This is a genomic window from Parapedobacter lycopersici, from assembly GCF_040395035.1.
GTDB lineage: Bacteria > Bacteroidota > Bacteroidia > Sphingobacteriales > Sphingobacteriaceae > Parapedobacter > Parapedobacter lycopersici_A.
Map to the genome: position 1 here is coordinate 1 of NZ_JBEBRB010000009.1, position 18,140 is coordinate 18,140.

Below are 18,140 nucleotides of genomic sequence, written 5' to 3' on the forward strand. Positions count from 1 at the left end.
AAGTGTGAGAAAGACTAGGTTAAATGGTGAGATAATGAAGAAGGCATGAAAAGACGAATCTGACGCACTATCAATCCCCTATGATAATATAAGTATATTTAATTTGATACCCATGGGAATAGTAACCAAAGAAGATTTTGCAGCGCTGGCAACGGAGAAATTACCAGCACCCTGTATATCGATTTATTTGCCTACGCATTCTTCAGGCGTAGAAGTAAATGAAAGACATGACCTTATTGTATTTAAAAATTTGCTGCAGGAAGCAAACCGGGAATTAATCGGCAGGGGAATGCCTTCACACAAAGTGGAAGCGCTGCTGAAGCCGGCAGTTGCATTGCTCGATGACGAGTCTTTTTGGTCAAATTTGTCAGAAGGTCTTGTCGTATTCGTAGCGGACGGATTTTTTAAAACATTCACGTTGCCCCAACCGGTCAAACAGGAAATTCATGTCAATGCAGCATTTCATTTAAGTCCGCTGGTGTCAACCGTTGGAAGCACGGAGTATTTTTACTTGCTTGTTTTCAGTAAAAATGCCGCCGCTTTTTATAAAGGAGATGCGTTTGGATTATGGCCGATGCATATTAGTGGCTTGCCGCAGGGCATGAATGACGTGATTCATTTTGAGGAGAAAAGCGCCCGGAAACTTTTCCGGGGAGGCGGTACGGCAACACCGGGCTCCGGGGCCAGCTTTCATGGGCATGGTAGTGGCTTGGCAGATGACCGAGAATATATCATACAATATTTGACCGAGATTGATCAAACGTTGCATACGGAGATACTTGCTAATGAACGGGCGCCTTTGGTATTGGCTGCAGTCGAATACATGGTCGGTGCTTACCGCCAGGTATCTAGTTATGGCTACATTGCCGAGCAGGCGATCATCGGGAACTACGATCATGAAAACGCCCGGTCATTGTTTCAGCGCGTACGGAAAATTATCGCTCCCTATTTTAAAAAGCGAAGTAAGCGGGCACTGGATAATTATTATAATCAGCTGGCTACACCACGAACATCGTCGATGCCGGATAAAATTATCCCAGCCAGCTTTTATAAGCAGATTTCAGATCTGTTTGTGGAAAAAGATGCACACATCTGGGGTTCATTTGATGCTCAGTCCAATAAGTTGGTTGTTCATCCTGAACGGCAACGGCACGACGAGTGTTTAATAAACCTTGCAGTTGTAAACACATTGTCGAATGGAGGCGATGTCTATGTCCTTGACACGGAACGGATGCCAAAAAAGGCAGTAATAGCGGCTATCATGCGATATTAGATCGATGTAGGGGGCATACCTGAAAATCCACTCGATATGAGAATGTCACGATACCTCACTCTGAATCGTACGGGATTTAATCAGCGGTTTATAGCGATAATTGGCTCGTTTCATGATAGGGAAGCATAGCGCATCCGATCCCGACTTTACGTCGGATCAAAAGATTAAACTACTTTCAAGTGGCCGCGCCTATTTTGAATTACTCATTCGATTGATCGAACACGCCCGGGAAAATATCCAATTACAGGTATACATATACGAACCGGACGAAACCGGTCAGCAGGTAGCCGATGCATTGATACGGGCAGCGAAAAGAAAAGTAAAAGTCTATATTCTGGTAGACGGTTATGGAAGTCAAGGGTTAAAGCGGAGTTTTTTTAGACAATTCCGAGAGAACGGGATTCATTTTCGATTTTTTAAACCCCTTTTCAAAAGCAGGGACTTTTATGTTGGTAGACGCATGCACCAAAAAATGTTGGTGGTCGATGCGCAATATGCAATTGTTACCGGGATTAATATTGGCAACCGGTATAATGACAAACCAGGTCAACCAGCTTGGTTGGATTTTGGCGTTTATATAGCAGGTGAAGTTGCTGTCTGGTTATGTAAATGGGGTTGGACGACTTGGAGAAATTTTAAGCGAATCAAAAACGCTCCGTGCGGCCCCCCATTAACTGCTGTCGATTTCGGTTATGATCATATCGGCACCGTACGTGTAAGAAGAAATGACTGGGTTAGGCGGAAATACGAAATTTCAGACACCTATAAGGCTATCTTGGGCAAAGCACAAACACGGGTAATCATACTCTCAAGCTATTTTCTTCCCGGATATGCGGTGAGGGAGGATATCAAAGGTGCCCGGCGTCGTGGTGTGCAAGTGGAAGTAATTGTCTGTAGCCGGATGGATGTACCTTTAGTAAAGGACGCCGAACGGTTCATGTACAGCTGGTTGCTCCGCCAGGGTGTAAAAATTTACGAATATTCAGGCAATATTCTTCATGGCAAGCTGGCTACCTGCGACGATGAGTGGATGACTATTGGATCATTCAACGTAAATGATTTAAGTGCACGTGCGAGCATTGAATTGAATGTAGACATAAAAAGCAAACCCTTCGTAAGGGAGGTTACTGATAAGATGGAATACATTATGTCCAGGAAAGCGATGCGCGTAAACGCGGATAACTTTACGCAGCATAATGGATGGTGGCATCGTCTGATTCAATGGTTTGCTTTTAAATTTTTGCGCCTTATCTTTTTCCTTGGTACATTTTACATAAAACAGGAGGATCCGAGGGGAAACTAATTGGCTTAGGCGCATTGCCATTTTCATAAAAATTAATTCTCCCGTTCACCCACTTTTATCGTTAAGCTGTCTCTGAATAAGAATATGCTGTGCTGTTATTTTCAGCATAAGTATACAATATGGATTTGCACGCAATGCCGTTCAAGGCACTGGTGTTACCAATTAACAATGACTGTTGCCTAAGTTGTGGAATACCAATAAGCGCAGAATCAATTGATTCCTGATCGCGATTGGGCCCAGCAAATTTTATGATGTTATGGTACGAAATGGATCATGTGGGGTCTATGTCAAAAGCATTGGTCTGATATGCTGCATGCAAAAACAGAGACAGTTTTGGCCTGTAGTGTATAAGTATAGCCGATAAGTCGATCAAAACGTAATATGTATGAAAAACGACGCCGATAACCTTTTACTGCAACAACTTAAAAGTGGAGATATCACGGCTTACGAAAGCCTGTTTAAGAAATATTATAAACTGTTGAATATTGAGGCCCTACTTTTACTGGAAGATCACATGGAAGCGGAAGATCAGGTACAGTTGCTTTTTATCGAACTATGGAATAAAAAGCTGTACCTCAATATCAGATCATCCGTAAAAGGTTATTTGCGAACATCCATTCGGAACCGATGCCTGAATGTCATTGAAAAATGGAAAATGGAAGAGCGGAAGCTTGGTAACGCCTTCGCAGCAAACCACGATTGGATCGAAGCAGATTCGGTGGAGCAGCATGAGACGGAACAGGAATTCGACGCGTTTTTGGAGACACTACCACCCCAGCGGCTACAGGCGTTTTATCTGGTGTATATCGATAAAAAGCGTTACAAAGATGCTGCAGATGTAATGGGTATCACAATCAATTCCATTAAAACACATTTAAAATTAGCCATGAAGGATTTGAGGCGAAAGTTTATCAACTATCGGTAGTTCACCCATTTTACAAAATTAAAATGTCTCAACATTAAACTGTATGAAATACCACATGGATCATATACAGGAGCTGTTAATTGAAAAATTGGCGGGCACCATCAGCGACCAGGATAATTTACACTTGGATAGTGCACTGGAAAGGGACTATCCGACGCAATTGTTATGGAAAGCAATGTCTGATCAATTTGAGGCGGCCGAAGGGGAACATTTTTTAAATAACTTAAATGAACACCATGCCTGGCTGCACATCGTAAAAAAAATAGGTGAAGACACACAGGTATCAAGAACAGATAAAAGAAAGGCATTAATTACCGGATTCAACCTGAAAAAAATAGCTGCTGCCGCGGCGTTGCTGCTCGTCATTGGCATCAGCGGATACCTTTGGTTAAATTCGAATGCGCAGCGGTTACCTGCGATCTCCGGAGTCCGTCCATCTTATCCAACAGAAAACCCACATAGGGGCGATCAAGCAGTATTAACCTTGTCAAACGGCGAATCGATTATACTGGATAGTGTGGAGACAGGTGTACTGGTAAAAACCGGAAATATTGAGGTCAGCAAAACGGCTGATGGACAACTGATTTATGCGGTAAGTCGGGGAGGGATAAATGAAAATCCAGCCGGATTAAATACCATTACAACACCAATTGGGGGCCAGTATCAGCTTATGCTGCCAGACGGAAGTAAAGTGTGGCTTAATACCGCTTCTTCGCTAAAATTCCCAAACATATTCCGGGGAGAACGACGTGAAGTAGAACTGATTGGCGAAGCATATTTCCAAGTAAAGAAAAATGCTGAAATGCCTTTTATCGTGAAATCGAAACGGGGTGAAATAGAAGTGCTTGGAACGGGTTTCAATGTGATGGCGTATGAAGAGGAACCTCAAATGAAAACAACACTGATTGAAGGTTCTGTAAAAGTAAAGGGAAGAGAAACGATGGTATTGAAACCCGGCGAGCAGGCGATCTCGAATGGACAAAAAACACGCATTGTCCGGGTGGACGTAAACGAGGCAACGGCCTGGAAAAGTAATATGTTCCAGTTCAATGATACACCGGTTGAATCCGTTATGCGTGAGGCATCACGTTGGTACAATGTGGATGTGATATACAACGGAAAAATACCTGCACGCTCTTTTACGGGTAAGATATCAAGGGAGGTAAGGATTGACGAGTTCCTGGAAATGCTCAGTTATCTGGGTGTTCGCTTTAAAGTGGAAGGGAAGCGCGTTATCGTATTGTAACATAAACAAATACTAAATGCATATGATTTAACACAAGCAGCAAAATCTTAAACCTGAAAACCGGGAGTGTTGGTCCACCCCCGGTTATAATTCGGGTTGCAACATTCCAAAAAACCATCGAAATAAATACTAACCCTTAATGCATCAAATTTATGAATTTTAATGCTAAAGTCAATCCTTTGACCAGGCTCGGACTAACCCATTTTTTATTGACCATGAAACTCACCGCAATTGTTATTATGGTCGCACTTAGCAACGTAAGTGCCAAGAGTTACAGCCAGAGCATCATGCTGAAGATGAAACAGGCATCTGTTAAAGAAGTGCTCCGGGTAATTGAGAACCAGACCGACTTCCATTTTCTGTACGATCAAAAAGATCTTGCAGAAGTCGGGCCAATTAGTGTAGACCTTACAAATGTATCGCTTGAGGCGGCATTGGAGGCCTGTTTCCGTGAACAACCGCTCACGTATCGGATTTTTAAAAATACGATCGTCCTGAAGCGTAAAGCCATTGAGGAGCATCAAACCTCTGCTGTCCAATCCGTAATTCGCGGACGGGTTACCGATACGCAGGGTGTTCCGCTCACGGGAGTAAGCGTCCAATTGCAGGGAACAACAACAGGAACGGTTACAGATGACGAGGGTAGGTATACCATTAACGTAAGCAGCCAGGCAGGCACACTTGTGTTTACATACGTCGGATTTGTTGCGCAGGAAATTGCCGTTGGAGGCCGAAGTTCAATAGACGTACAACTGGAATCAAGCTCCGAATCACTCAGCGAAATTGTGGTTATTGGCTATGGTACGCAGCGGAAGAGTGATTTGACGGGAGCTATTACTTCTGTGTCTTCAGAGGAAATCGAAGGGCAGGCATTTTCAAATGTGAACCAAGCGTTACAGGGCAAAGTAGCAGGAGCCGATATTACATCGACATCCGGCGAACCAGGCGGACCGATACAGGTGCGGATCCGTGGACAGGGTACCTTCAATAATTCCGGCCCCCTGTATGTTATTGATGGCGTACCCATGCCCGGTGATAATATTAATGCAATTAACCCAAATGATATCGCGTCCGTCAATATACTTAAAGATGCATCAGCGTCTGCAATATATGGGTCGCGTGCGGCCAATGGGGTTATTCTGATTACGACAAAGAAAGGGCAAGCAGGCGAGACCCAACTGAATTATAACGGTTATTATGGCGTCCAGTCGTTTACGGACTATATACCGATGGCCAATTCCCAACAGCTTGCCGATGTTGTCAACGAAGCACATATCAACGGCGGATATCCGTTACAGGCTGCCTTTAATGATCCGGAAGTTTTAAAAACAAATACCGACTGGCAACGGGCCGCTTTTCAAACGGCACCTATGCAGGACCATTCGCTGACGGTGTCTGGTGGTGGTGAAAATGCCCGGTTTTATGTCTCAGGTGGATATTTTAATCAGGACGGCGTTATGGTATTCAGTTCATTGGAGCGTTTTTCCGGTCGGGTAAACAGTGAGTTTACGATAGGTAAAAAGAAAAAATTGAAAATTGGGGAATCGCTGACGTTAAGCCGCTCGAACGGGTTAAACCTGGGACAGGCCAATAACCTGGATTTTGCCTACCTGCTCGGATCTTCTCCAACGATGAAATTATATAAACCGGAGAATATCGGCGGTTATGGTGGACCAAATCCGGCTGAAACCGGTGTAAATAACCGTGAGAATATTGTTGGAAGGCGTGACCTTCGGCGCAATTATACTTACCGGAATAATCTCCTCGGAAATATTTTCGTTGAGTACAACATCATCCCTTCCTTAAAATACCGACTAAATGCAGGATTAAATACCGGACTCAATACGAATAAATTATACGTCGGCATATTTGAAATGGATAACCGTTCTAACAATACGCAAACATTAAATCAATATAAAAATGAATCAAACGAATACCTGCTCGAACATACCCTGAATTTCGATAAAGTGTTTGCTGAGCATTATTCCGTTTCCTTGCTCGCCGGGTATACCCAGCAAAATGCAGTTTACAGTAATATGAGCGGTAGCCGCCGTGATGCACCGAGCAACGACCTTCAGGTGTTTGATGCCATGACTGGCACATTTACATTGGGAGGCAATGAGGCAGAATGGGCGTTGCGCTCTTTCCTGGGGCGCGCCAATATTACCCTATTTGATAAATACCTGTTTACCGCAACGATAAGGCGGGATGGTTCGTCCCGGTTTGGCAAGGAAAACCGGTATGGTAATTTTCCGTCATTTGCAGTCGGCTGGAACGTCGACAAAGAACCTTTCATGGAAGCAGTTCCAGCAATTACCGGCTTAAAATTAAGAGCAAGCTGGGGACGGTTAGGTAATCAGGAGATCGGTAATTATAGTAATATTACCACGGTAACCACGGCGCCGAGATACTTTTTCGGGGCAGATCAAATTGCACCGGCCGCAGCGGTCACCGAACTTGGCAATCCGGCATTACGCTGGGAATCGACGGAGCAGACCAACGTCGGCATTGATTTATCATTTTTTAATCAGTCATTTACCTTCTCTACAGACTATTGGGTTAAGAACACAGATGGTATCCTGTTAAGGACACCGGTTTCTGTGGTGTCGGGTGTATATCGTGACAACGGTGCTTACGAGAACGCTGCGGGCTTGCGAAACTCAGGCTTCGAATTTTTAGCTGGCTATCATGGGCAGGCCGGAAATGTCAACTTCAGCGTATCCGCAAACCTCTCAACGGTTAAAAACGAAGTGACCTCTTTGGGGAAAGGATCCGAGATCATTAACCTGGTAGAGAACGTATATCAATTTGGTACATTTACGCGGACCGCTATCGGCGAGCCGATGTCGAGCTTCTATGGCTACGTTATGGAAGGAATTTTCCAGACCCCTGAAGAAATAGCCGCCCATGCAACACAAACCGGTGCAGCGCCTGGAGATGTCATTTTTAAGGACATTGATGGAAATGGTATCATTGACGCCAACGACCGCACGGTAATTGGAGATCCGTTTCCCAATTTTAATTACGGCCTATCTTCCAATATATCCTATAAAAGTTTTGATTTGAGCTTCAGTTTCCAGGGGGTACAGGGAAAGCAGCTGTATAATGCGCAACGTGCTTATCTGGAAAGTATGCAGGGCGAACACGGGCAAATGGCGACTGTAGTGGAGCGGTGGACAGGTCCGGGTACTTCGAATACGATGCCCAGGGCAATACGGGGGGGAGCTAACTTAAACTCGCGTCCCTCCACGCGTTATGTGGAAGATGCCAGCTATCTAAGACTTCAAAATCTGCAGATCGGATATGTATTGCCTGAAAAGACCCTGAGTTCCGTGGGTGTCAAGCGGTTGCGGACTTACCTCAATACACAAAATTTATTTACGATTACGAAGTATTCGAACTACAGCCCCGATGGCCTTGGCGGATCGGGCTACGGCAATAACGATTTAAACCCGCTCTCCATTGGTGTTGACACCGGAAATTATCCTATCCCGCGGGTTTTCCAATTCGGATTGCAAGCCAGTTTTTAACCAGATCTCCAACTTCAAAACTCATTCACATGAAATATATTAAAATAGCCACTGTTGCGTTATCCTTGTTATTTCTAGCAGGTTGTGACAAAGACTTTCTTGAAAAATCACCACCGGACCGTTTGCCTGAGGAAGGGTTTATCAATTCCGCTGATCGGTTGGAATTAGCCGTTAATGGAATCTATCAGCAGCTTCAGGTATCCGATTTATATGGCGACTATTTGCCTAAATTTCTTGGTGTACCCTCGGGAGAAGTACTGCTCTCAAACACACAGCCGCTGGCGATCAACAATTTTTCATTTGATGCCTCCGATACCTATATGTTAAATATTTATGCTGCATTTTATCAAGGCATAAAAAGGGCTAATACCGTAATAACCGAAGCGCCGGCAGTCGAAATGGATGAAACACTAAAAGCGAGGTATGTTGCTGAGGCCAAATTCCTGCGGGGGTTTTATTATTGGAATCTCACCAATATGTGGGGAGATGTTATTTTGATTACGACGCCGGTAGCCCATCCTGACGATGTTTTGATTGCCAAATCACCCCAGAATGATATTTATGCATTTATTGTAGCGGACTTAAAGGCGGCAATCGAAGACCTTCCCAGGGTAACCGAGTATGGTACCAATGACATTGGGCGGGCAAGTAAAGGAGCCGCCCAGTCATTGCTGGGCAAAGTCTATCTCTATATGGAAGATTATGAAAGCGCCCTTACACAGTTTGAAGACGTAATCGAGTCAAAGGATTACGACTTGATGGACGAATTTGATCAGGTATGGAACAGGAATTTCGAAAACAATAAAGAGTCCATTTTTGAAGTCCAATTTGCCGATATCGGTGGACCCGGAACCAGCACCCGGAACCAGTCACATTTGCCAGGTGTCAATGGCGGTACGGGCAGCCATGTGGCTACCCAATTGATCGTAGATGCATTTGAGCCAGATGATCCCCGCCTGGGTTATTCCATATTTAGGGAAGGCGATATTTTTGCGCCGGAATTGACCAATTCAAATATTAACCTCGATAAATATAAAGCAGCTTGGTCGGCTACGGGGTATAATATCCGAAAAGGGATGGTTCCCATTCTTTATCTTCAGGGTGGAGGCGCCAATTATCCGGTTATCCGTTTTGCCGATGTATTGTTAATGTATGCGGAGGTTGCAAATGCACTCAATATGCGGGATGAAGCACGCGAAGCCGTTAACCGTGTCCGTCAGCGCCCTTCTGTAAATATGCCGCCGCTTACGGTAGCGCAAACAGGAGATCAGACTGCCATGTTTAACGCGATCGTGCATGAAAGACAGGTGGAACTGGCTTTTGAGAACCACCGGTTCAGCGATTTGAGAAGGTGGGGTCTTGCCGAGCAGGAATTGGGGTCGTTGGGTTATTTACCCAAACACCGGTTTTTCCCACTGCCGCAACTTGAGGTTGATATCAACCGGCAGTTAAAGCAAAACCCTGATTGGATATCCGAATAATCAGTTAATCCGAATAATAATGAGATGTAGACGAAAAATAGCAACGATCATAAAAGCGATCAGCCTGCTCAGTGCGCTGTTTGTTTTATGTATATCGGTGAGCATTGCCCAGGAGTTTGATATCCTATTAAAAGGCGGGCATGTTATCGATCCGAAGAATCAGATTGACGGGCCGATGGACATTGCCATCACCGGAGATAAGATTACCCGTGTGGCACCGGACATTCCGGCTGCTCAAGCAAAGAAGGTGGTGAACGTGAAGGGGCTTTACGTGACCCCGGGTATTATCGATATGCATACCCATGTGTTTCATGGAACTCGTGAAGCCCAGTTTACGGGGTTTCAGATCACAAACGGCTTTGGTAGTGTTATCCCCGATGATTTTACTTTTCGGTCCGGTGTTACCACGGTTGTTGATGCGGGCTCGTCGGGCTGGCGTGATTTCCACTTATTCAAAAAGCAAACGGTTGACAATTCCCGAACCCGTGTATTGGCATTTATAAGCATTGCAGGACACGGTATGTTGGGTACTGTACACGCGCAAGACGTAACCGATATGAATCCAGTGGCTACAGCTTTCGTGATGAATGAATATCCCGATATTATCGTTGGTATTAAAGCACATCATTACCAAGGGCATGACTTTATACCGGTAGATCGGGCCGTGGAGGCAGGGAAACTCACCAATAAACCTGTTATGGTCGATTTTGGTGGGACAAAGCCTGCCTTGTCGATTAAATCGCTTTTCATGGAACATCTCCGTCCCGGTGATATCTTTACCCACACTTATGCTTATTCGTTACCGGGTAGAGAGTCTGTGGTCGATGAAAACGATCAGGTAAAACCTTTTGTGTTTGAAGCACAAAAGAGCGGGCGGATCTTTGACGTGGGCCATGGTGCCGGTGCCTTTCGATGGCATGTCGCCATCAATTCAGTACAGCAGGGATTTTTACCCAATACAATTAGCACGGATCTTTACGCGGCGAGTCGGAATGCGGGAATGAAAGATATGGCAAACGTCATGTCCAAATTCCTGGCCATGGGCCTGACTGTCCAGGAGGTTATCCAGCGTTCAACCTGGAATCCAGCCAATGTGATCCAGCATCCGGAGCTGGGCCATTTAAGCGAAGGAGCTGGTGCGGATATCGCGGTTTTCAATGTCAGGAAAGGGAATTTTGGTTTTGTGGATGCGCGGGGTGCAGTGCTGAATGGTACTGAAAAATTCGAAGCCGAATTGACCGTCCGTGCCGGCAATGTCGTATGGGATCTGAATGGGATAAGTGGTGAACAATGGAATAAAGCTGATTGATAACGGGTTGGGAGTATGCGTAAGCTACTCCCAACCCACCTATTTTGCTTTGATCGGCTTGAAGTCGCTTCCAACAGGACGCTCCATAATCGGGGGGCTGCTATTACTTGGTAAATGCCAGCTTAGCTTTCGCTATCAACCATTTTCAGCAATGTCTGCGCATTGAAAGTAGCATACGCTTTTTGATCATTATCGAAATAAACGAATACATCTTTGCCTTCTTTTTTCCAGTTGTGACACCGGCTAGCCCAGGAAGTCAGTGAGTCGTCGGCGTAGGATCCCTGGTATTTTTCGCCAGGCCCATGGAGCCTAACGTAAACGAAGTCGGCAGTTGTCTTAACCGGAGACAAATGGCCGGCAAGCTCGTAAATGCAAAAGGCGCAACGGTATTGATTAAGCAGCTGATAGATTTCGTCGTTATACCAAGTGGGATTCCGGAACTCAAACGTATACCGGTAATTTTCGGGCAGTTCAGCTAAAAAAGCAGCAAGCCGGGTCGTATTTATCGCCCAATTGGGAGGCAGCTGAAAGAGAATCGGCCCCAGCTTGTCTTCCAACTGAGATGACCGACGAATAAAATCGATGGTAGCTTCTTTTACTTCATGAAGTTTCTTTCGGTGTGTAATATAACGGTTGGCTTTTACCGAAAAGAGAAAATCCAGTGGAACCGTTTCTTTCCATTTCTTGAAAGCCGTAATAGCGGGTACGCGATAAAACGAATTGTTAAGTTCTACGGTGCCAAATGATTCTGTGTAAAAAGGTAACTGCTGAGTGTCAGAGAGCCCTTCGGGATAAAAGATACGCTTCCAGTGTTTGTAATGCCACCCGGAAGTGCCAATGTAGATGTTACCTGCCATGACATGTGGATAGCATAGCGGATGCTCATTGTAGATGATGTTCAAGTGCTTCGCCGATTGCCAGCACAGAATGCTTATCTAATGTGCCCCAAACCTGAATCCAGTCGCCATCACTGGACTGACGGAGCTGTGTTACCGGTTTTCCATCCAATAGGCAATTGTAGATGGAAACGCCATCAGTGGTCTGAACAGGTTCAATCAATAACTGCTCTCCTGATAGTGTGCCTTTTTGAAGGGTTACTGTAAAATAATCAGCGGACTTTTCCATGATAACGCAATGGGTTTGTATAATCATTATCCGATCAATTAAGCACGCCTTGCTGCAAGGCAATACGGATCACAGCAGATATGTCCGAGGCTCCCGTTTTTTCGAGTAGGTTTTCACGGTATTTTACAATGGTTCGCTTATTCGTAAAAAGTTGGTAAGCAATTTCCTGATTGGAATACCCCTCAATGATCAGTTTAAGAATCTGTTCTTCACGAGGGGAAAATTCCACGGCCTGATCCTGCCTCCCAAAATCAGTTTCCGCAATGCGTTCCAGCACTTTTAAATATAATCGAGTGCAGATATATGTATTTCCTGCCAGCACATGTTTGATTGCAAAAACCAGTTCATCCTTATTGACTTCATTGAGGATATATCCGTCGGCGCCGGATTTCATTAGCAATAAAATATCCCTATCCTCACCGATTTCGGATAATACCAATACTTTCAGTTGGGGGTACGCCGTCTTCCACTTGCGAATATCCGTGTTATTCCGGTCGAGAAAAAGATTATCAATAATCAGTAAATCAATGCCAGCCAAATCACTCAGTGTGGGCTCAATTTCCTCCTTGCTGGATAAGGTCATCTCAAAGGCAAATCCCTGTTCCTGGCTCAACAGTGCAATGATGCCATCCCGTGCAATCGTTTGTGGTGCCGCCCAAATAATTTTTCCTGAGTTTTCCATAATATTCGGTTAAATCTTTACTTCACTTCTTGCGTTATGTATACATTTCGACGTAGGTAAAAGTTTTGTTTTTTTGAAAATATTCCCGTTTGACTACAGGAAGTATACCTTTTAGGACACCTATACCCGGTTAGGAATATACAGGGTATTAATCACACGTGATCAGTGTAATCATACTTTTCTGTCAGAAAGAAGATGAAGTTAGGTTGACGCCCGATTGCGGATGAGGAAAATAGTCAATAGCAGCATAAAAATGCCTTGAATGACCGCGTCAATTAAGTAAATATTCCGGATCGTTCCGTTGGCTACGCATACAACATCCATAACAAAGAAACTCAATGACACTGCATAGGCTAAAAACACAGGCAGGTTTTTACGCCGTAATGCCGCTTGCAAGAAAGTAAGTCCTATCGCAATAGACAGTAAGCCGACCATTTGAACAAGCCAGATGTCCTGCTTTGGCCCAGTAGCCGATATAAAGCTGGCCATATTAACCACAGGCCAGACACCGGCGACGACGAAATAGCATCCTTGGACGATAAAAACACTATATATAAAGTTCTTGCCCAACTTTTTATGAAATTATTTATGCAACTGATCGTGCCCTGTTGTTTTAACAATCTTATTGTATGTTCCGAGAATCAAAAATGGAGCCGCCCATTGGCCGACAAACAGCGCCTTGTGGTAATGACCGGTGCATTTCAATAAAAGCGAGACGGCCATTGCGCTCAAGGCTGCGCATAAAAATAATTTGGAAGGGAGTTTCGAAGTCTGTTCTTCGATTGCTTTTGTTGCTTCACCTTCTGTACGTGGTGCATTTTCGTTGAGTACCATGATTAGTCTCCTTATTTTAATAATACATGAATTAATACACAAAAAAGTACACACACAATGCCACGTTCTGAATTGGTCTAAAAACGGGAATCAAGTTAAAATAGATTCCATCGCTGCTCCCGGTAACAAACAATGTTTTTTGAAATGGCTACAGCGAATGCAGTATTTAGTACAATATTGCAAACTGACCCGGTCCAGATCGCCCGCTAGGGGCATTTGTAAAAAAGGCGCAATATATGAGATGCTTTATTAAAATAATAAAGTTATGAAGATTCGTAAAAGAGATCCGATTGTTCCGCCAGAACAGCGGAATATCGATGAAACACGCGAGCCTACGGGCGAAGACTTAAAGTACAACGAGGCAAGCGATAGCTTTGAGCTGGACGTCGAACCCCAGGAAGGCGACGATTACCAGCACGATGACCCTTATCAAACAGCGGCTCCCCATGGCGAAGATGATAATTCCTCTTGGGATGAAGCTAATCCCGAAGCCAACGAGGATTACCGGGACAAACCATCGGATGTGGATGGCCAATTAGATGGACTGGACATCGTCGATGACCAGGCACTTCGGTTGGACGAAACAGATGAACTACTGGCTCGGACACCCGAAGACCAGCGAGGTGACCTGGATGAAGAGGGATACCCCGTACGTGACGATGCGGGCGGTTCCGATAACCCCATTACCGGACCAACAGGCCCGCCGGGGAAACGGGATCCCGATCCCGAAGTTCCTCCCTTTGAAGATCCAAGGAGAGACGATAACGAAGCCGAAGATATTCCCCCTCCGGATGAACTGGATGAAGATCCGTTTGATGCACCTGAAAGAGAGGAAGACCTGTTTACAAAAGACCATACAAAACGGGAGTAAGAAAAATTGATTCCTTCACCGTAACATAAAAACAGACGAGCAAAAGAAAAAGCTTGGCGGGGTTCAATCGAAAACAAAATAAACGATTGGTTGTCTACTTGTTGAGTTTCAATAACTAGTTTTAATTATCAAATATCAGTTCGATGAAAACATTAACACAACTTTCCCTGGGATTTTTTTTGGCATGCAGCGTGTTAGCCTGCAATAGCAATAACGGACGAACGGCGGATGACAGCGTAGAGCAAGCTCAGGACGTGAATGATACCACTGCGACCGTAAAAATGGAAGATTCGGAGTTTGCTGTGAAGGCGGCCGATGCCAGCCTCGCAGAGGTCCAGCTGGGCAAATTAGCGCTGGAACGGGCAACGGATCAGCGAATAAAGGATTATGCGCAGCTGATGATTGACGACCACAATAAGGCCAATGATGAATTAATGACCATTGCGGCGAACAAAAACATCACATTGCCACCTGTTCCCAGCGAAGACCATGCGGCAAATATGCGTGATTTACAACAAAAATCAGGAGCTGATTTTGACCGGGCTTACCTCGACCGGATGGTCCGGGACCATAATAATGCCGTATCCCTGTTTGAGGGCGCCTCAAAAGGAGCCGCAGATCCAGACCTCAAAAATTTTGCTACAAAAACCCTTCCCACGCTTCAGTTGCACCACGAGAAAGCAAAAGAATTGCGGGATTCCATGGATACCGGTGAAAATGCACCCGGTTTAACCCCCGATACAAAGATTGTACCCTGAAAAAGATGGTGCCCTAAGCCGGTTTACGGGTTAACAAACGCATTAAACTGTTTTTTGTTAACCCGTAAACCGGACTCCCTTTCGCACGGTTGAACGTAAATGTGAACTAAACTCCCTGTTGTCTAATTTAACCACGGCATCGGCGAATACCGACCCTTCTGCTTCCTGAACCTGAAGGACATTTGCCACGGTCGCGTGAGCCATGAGGTAAGCGAGCGTGCTCTCGGCACCCTGATTGAGGTTAGGCCCAGCTGTTGACAACCCATCATAGCAACCTCCTGTTTCGGGATCATATAAAGGCGCGCCGACTGAATTGGTTCCCAAAAACCAGTTAAATGCCGTAATCATATCATTGCGATAGCTGATTTGCCGCGTAGTCTGATACGCTTTCGCAAATAGCAGCACGGTCGCAGCTGTATCTATTGCCTGTTGGTCATATGCCGGCAAATGGCCGCCTTTGTTATACCATCCCTGATTGCCAACAGGAGTTAGGTAGCCGTTAGCCATCGTTGTGTCACGGAGAAAACCCGTTGCATCGAGTGCAATGTATTCGAGTTCATCGTCGGAGACTATTTCATACGCATACAACAGGGCTAAGGGAATGATCCCATTATCATACGTGAGTTTGTCCTCAAACCAGCGCCAGTCTTCACTTGATGCGCTATAATATGCGGATTTTAACAGATCAGCCAGCCTGCGGATTTCATCAACCATGCGGAGATCGTCCGGATGAACAAATGCATAATAGGAAATACCAATCAACGTGTTGGCTATGCCCCTTAAATGCGTGAGCTGCTGGAAATGTGGTGTAGCATTGGAAAACAGTTCATAGGCCAACGCTTTGAATGCTGGATTTGCCCCCGTGCAGGACAACAACTGACCTAATGCCCATATGGTTCTGCCAAATGCGTCTTCGGATCCGGCTGCATCCAGGTATTGTCGGCTGTAACTGAGAAAATTATGGAAATTACCATCCGGAAGTTGCATGTATTGCATGTAAGCAAGATAGATAGCCATCAGACGGTCTGCCTCCCGTTTTTCGATCCCTTTTATAGCTGTGAGCACGGTCATTAGGGCACGGGCATTATCATCCAGGCAATACCCTTCCTTCCGATTGGGAATCCCATACCGGCAATGCTGAAAAATACCGGTATCGTCCGTTAAGCGAATCAGGTGCGCCGTGTTGAACTTCGGAAAGCCCAGGGTATGGACAATGACGTCTTGTTCTTCGGGCTGAAGTGCCGGTTTTACACGGCAGGCCCGAAACAGTTCGGCATATGCGCCGCCGACTACCGGCCAGCGCAACGATAGGCCATAGTGATGGGCATTGGCCTGGAGTGCGTGCCTGGCTTGGGGCCGGGTAAGCAATTCGTCAATAATTTGATGAAGCTGTTTGTCATTGTTGAATTCGAAAAATCGACCGCGTCCGCCCTCCAGAAGTTCTTGCGCATGCCAATAAGGCGTGGAGACCACCGCCGCCCCCGCGCCAACGGCATAGGATAATGTGCCACTGGTAATCTGTTCTTTATGAAGATATGGGGTAATATACAGATCGCATGCAGTAAGGTATTCGTGCAGCTCCTTTTCCGATACAAAATCGGAAATAAACCGGACGTGCTGATCTACCCCCAGTTGCTGGGCCAGCTGTCTTAAGCCCGTTAAATATGCTAACCCATGCTGCCGTTCAATATGCGGGTGAGTCTTGCCGAGAATCAAGTAAACCAGGTTGGGGTGAAGCCGGCATAAGTCCGGTAGTGCACGGATTACGGTTTCCAATCCCTTGTTTGGACTGATCAAACCAAACGTTAGCAGCATGCGTTTTCCCTGCAACTGAAATTTTTTTCTTAGCTGTGTCCGGTTAGGTCGGGGAAAATCGGGCACCCCGTGGGGAATTACCTGCAGCTTGGATGGCGCAATCGCATATACCTCTTTAAGCAACTGCACCGCCTTTTTACTCATCACGATGACGCGTGCGGCCTGTTGTGCGAGCATCTTGACAATCATGTGCTTGGCGGCGTCCGGCGATTCGAGTACCGTATGAAAAATGACTACAAAAGGTATTTTTAATGATCGGGTAAAGGCAAGCAAATACATGCCGCTTTCCCCGCCATAAATGCCAAATTCATGCTGTATACAACACAAATCAGCCCCGCTTTGGTTGATGAATTCCGCGGCGTCTTCATAATCGGCATTGTTTTCCTGCCGGATTACATAACGAACATCGTCGGAATAATGATACTGAGAGCGATTGTCGGAATCGTTTAGTGCTACCACAAAACTTCCGTAATGTTCAAACGGTATGTGGAAGTTAACCGCTTTGATTAGATTGTCATTAAATGTTGCCAGGCCACACTTGCGGGGTTGATAAGAAGATAAATACGCTATTTTCATGAATGTAATTTGACTTGCGGCGGTACCTCACCGCTCCGATACTTCCCTAACAGCCGGGAATTGATTATTGTTTTGCCCGGCTGGAAAGATGGTTGGATGCAAGCCAATAAAAAAAGCCCGTGCACATGCACGGGCTTTTTCATACTGTTAATCCGGTCGGATTAGTTCAATGAGTCAGCAGACAATGAGTCCAGTGAATCAATAGCAGCTCCGCCGATAGAATCGATAGAATCTGTAGCAGCGCCAACTTGTGACTCGATTTCGTTAGTCAATGAATCAGCAGTTTCTGCATTCTCAGAAGCTGTGTTGTTACAAGCTGCAACAGCTAAAGCTAAAGCCAAACCTAAAAAACCGAATTTGAATGTGTTTTTCATCGTTAATTTCCTTTTTGTTTAAAACAAATTTGTTTAAT

The 18,140-nt window shown here is 45.3% G+C and carries 16 protein-coding genes; 9 read left to right on the forward strand and 7 right to left on the reverse strand.

Features of this window, described 5'->3' with window-relative positions:
• The first annotated feature begins 112 nt into the window (after window positions 1–112).
• The 7 genes from ABWO75_RS03895 (at window position 113) to ABWO75_RS03925 (ending at window position 11,067) form a co-directional block, all read left to right on the forward strand.
• A complete protein-coding gene (locus tag ABWO75_RS03895; protein ID WP_353182762.1) occupies window positions 113–1,273 on the forward strand; it encodes a baeRF7 domain-containing protein in 1,161 nt (386 codons plus the stop codon).
• Window positions 1,274–1,385: 112 nt separating this feature from the next.
• Window positions 1,386–2,576, forward strand: coding sequence for a phospholipase D-like domain-containing protein (locus tag ABWO75_RS03900; protein WP_353182764.1), 1,191 nt, complete (start codon window positions 1,386–1,388; stop codon window positions 2,574–2,576).
• Window positions 2,577–2,961: 385 nt separating this feature from the next.
• Window positions 2,962–3,501 (forward strand): RNA polymerase sigma factor, encoded by a 540-nt coding sequence (locus ABWO75_RS03905; protein WP_353182766.1) that lies wholly within the window; start codon window positions 2,962–2,964, stop codon window positions 3,499–3,501.
• A gap of 43 nt (window positions 3,502–3,544) precedes the next feature.
• Window positions 3,545–4,747 carry a FecR family protein gene (locus tag ABWO75_RS03910; protein ID WP_353182768.1) on the forward strand — a complete coding sequence of 401 codons (1,203 nt, stop codon included), beginning with the start codon at window positions 3,545–3,547 and terminating at the stop codon, window positions 4,745–4,747.
• A gap of 215 nt (window positions 4,748–4,962) precedes the next feature.
• The gene (locus tag ABWO75_RS03915) at window positions 4,963–8,277 is read left to right on the forward strand and encodes a TonB-dependent receptor (protein ID WP_353182771.1); all 3,315 of its coding nucleotides are present in this window, start codon (window positions 4,963–4,965) and stop codon (window positions 8,275–8,277) included.
• 29 nt (window positions 8,278–8,306) lie between these two features.
• A complete protein-coding gene (locus tag ABWO75_RS03920) occupies window positions 8,307–9,758 on the forward strand; it encodes a RagB/SusD family nutrient uptake outer membrane protein (protein WP_353182773.1) in 1,452 nt (483 codons plus the stop codon).
• A 19-nt stretch (window positions 9,759–9,777) separates the two neighbouring features.
• On the forward strand, window positions 9,778–11,067 hold the full coding sequence (locus ABWO75_RS03925; RefSeq protein WP_353182775.1) for an amidohydrolase/deacetylase family metallohydrolase: 1,290 nt from the start codon (window positions 9,778–9,780) through the stop codon (window positions 11,065–11,067).
• Window positions 11,068–11,189: 122 nt separating this feature from the next.
• Here the strand turns inward: ABWO75_RS03925 and ABWO75_RS03930 are convergent, their stop codons facing one another.
• The 5 genes from ABWO75_RS03930 to ABWO75_RS03950 all read right to left on the reverse strand — a co-directional run bounded on the left by ABWO75_RS03930 (window position 11,190) and on the right by ABWO75_RS03950 (window position 13,708).
• A complete protein-coding gene (locus ABWO75_RS03930; RefSeq protein WP_353182777.1) occupies window positions 11,190–11,924 on the reverse strand; it encodes a DUF72 domain-containing protein in 735 nt (244 codons plus the stop codon).
• A 25-nt stretch (window positions 11,925–11,949) separates the two neighbouring features.
• Window positions 11,950–12,219, reverse strand: a complete 270-nt coding sequence (locus ABWO75_RS03935; protein WP_353182779.1) for a hypothetical protein — start codon at window positions 12,217–12,219, stop codon at window positions 11,950–11,952.
• Between the two features lie 7 nt (window positions 12,220–12,226).
• Entirely contained in the window at window positions 12,227–12,874 is a 648-nt protein-coding gene (locus ABWO75_RS03940; protein ID WP_353182781.1) for a LuxR C-terminal-related transcriptional regulator, read from the reverse strand.
• 201 nt (window positions 12,875–13,075) lie between these two features.
• Complete coding sequence (locus ABWO75_RS03945) at window positions 13,076–13,444, reverse strand: hypothetical protein (RefSeq protein WP_257657596.1); 369 nt, start codon at window positions 13,442–13,444, stop codon at window positions 13,076–13,078.
• 12 nt (window positions 13,445–13,456) lie between these two features.
• Complete coding sequence (locus ABWO75_RS03950) at window positions 13,457–13,708, reverse strand: hypothetical protein (protein WP_353182783.1); 252 nt, start codon at window positions 13,706–13,708, stop codon at window positions 13,457–13,459.
• Window positions 13,709–13,973: 265 nt separating this feature from the next.
• On the opposite strand from ABWO75_RS03950, the gene ABWO75_RS03955 reads away from it, so the two are divergent.
• Both ABWO75_RS03955 and ABWO75_RS03960 read left to right on the forward strand, forming a co-directional pair.
• Window positions 13,974–14,579 carry a hypothetical protein gene (locus tag ABWO75_RS03955; protein WP_353182785.1) on the forward strand — a complete coding sequence of 202 codons (606 nt, stop codon included), beginning with the start codon at window positions 13,974–13,976 and terminating at the stop codon, window positions 14,577–14,579.
• 143 nt (window positions 14,580–14,722) lie between these two features.
• Entirely contained in the window at window positions 14,723–15,337 is a 615-nt protein-coding gene (locus tag ABWO75_RS03960; RefSeq protein WP_353182787.1) for a DUF4142 domain-containing protein, read from the forward strand.
• A gap of 57 nt (window positions 15,338–15,394) precedes the next feature.
• On the opposite strand, the gene ABWO75_RS03965 is transcribed toward ABWO75_RS03960, so the two are convergent.
• Together ABWO75_RS03965 and ABWO75_RS03970 are read right to left on the reverse strand one after the other, a co-directional pair.
• Complete coding sequence (locus ABWO75_RS03965) at window positions 15,395–17,728, reverse strand: glycosyltransferase family 4 protein (RefSeq protein WP_353182789.1); 2,334 nt, start codon at window positions 17,726–17,728, stop codon at window positions 15,395–15,397.
• 161 nt (window positions 17,729–17,889) lie between these two features.
• A complete protein-coding gene (locus ABWO75_RS03970; protein WP_257657601.1) occupies window positions 17,890–18,102 on the reverse strand; it encodes a hypothetical protein in 213 nt (70 codons plus the stop codon).
• Window positions 18,103–18,140 lie beyond the last annotated feature (38 nt).

What these genes read in the sequence shown, in the direction of transcription:
- ABWO75_RS03895 (WP_353182762.1), top strand. Translation starts at nt 113, where the DNA reads ATGGGAATAGTAACCAAAGAAGATTTTGCAGCGCTGGCAACGGAGAAA.
- ABWO75_RS03900 (WP_353182764.1), top strand. Translation starts at nt 1,386, where the DNA reads ATGATAGGGAAGCATAGCGCATCCGATCCCGACTTTACGTCGGATCAA.
- ABWO75_RS03905 (WP_353182766.1), top strand. Translation starts at nt 2,962, where the DNA reads ATGAAAAACGACGCCGATAACCTTTTACTGCAACAACTTAAAAGTGGA.
- ABWO75_RS03910 (WP_353182768.1), top strand. Translation starts at nt 3,545, where the DNA reads ATGAAATACCACATGGATCATATACAGGAGCTGTTAATTGAAAAATTG.
- ABWO75_RS03915 (WP_353182771.1), top strand. Translation starts at nt 4,963, where the DNA reads ATGAAACTCACCGCAATTGTTATTATGGTCGCACTTAGCAACGTAAGT.
- ABWO75_RS03920 (WP_353182773.1), top strand. Translation starts at nt 8,307, where the DNA reads ATGAAATATATTAAAATAGCCACTGTTGCGTTATCCTTGTTATTTCTA.
- ABWO75_RS03925 (WP_353182775.1), top strand. Translation starts at nt 9,778, where the DNA reads ATGAGATGTAGACGAAAAATAGCAACGATCATAAAAGCGATCAGCCTG.
- ABWO75_RS03930 (WP_353182777.1), bottom strand. Translation starts at nt 11,924, where the DNA reads ATGGCAGGTAACATCTACATTGGCACTTCCGGGTGGCATTACAAACAC.
- ABWO75_RS03935 (WP_353182779.1), bottom strand. Translation starts at nt 12,219, where the DNA reads ATGATTATACAAACCCATTGCGTTATCATGGAAAAGTCCGCTGATTAT.
- ABWO75_RS03940 (WP_353182781.1), bottom strand. Translation starts at nt 12,874, where the DNA reads ATGGAAAACTCAGGAAAAATTATTTGGGCGGCACCACAAACGATTGCA.
- ABWO75_RS03950 (WP_353182783.1), bottom strand. Translation starts at nt 13,708, where the DNA reads ATGGTACTCAACGAAAATGCACCACGTACAGAAGGTGAAGCAACAAAA.
- ABWO75_RS03955 (WP_353182785.1), top strand. Translation starts at nt 13,974, where the DNA reads ATGAAGATTCGTAAAAGAGATCCGATTGTTCCGCCAGAACAGCGGAAT.
- ABWO75_RS03960 (WP_353182787.1), top strand. Translation starts at nt 14,723, where the DNA reads ATGAAAACATTAACACAACTTTCCCTGGGATTTTTTTTGGCATGCAGC.
- ABWO75_RS03965 (WP_353182789.1), bottom strand. Translation starts at nt 17,728, where the DNA reads ATGAAAATAGCGTATTTATCTTCTTATCAACCCCGCAAGTGTGGCCTG.
- ABWO75_RS03970 (WP_257657601.1), bottom strand. Translation starts at nt 18,102, where the DNA reads ATGAAAAACACATTCAAATTCGGTTTTTTAGGTTTGGCTTTAGCTTTA.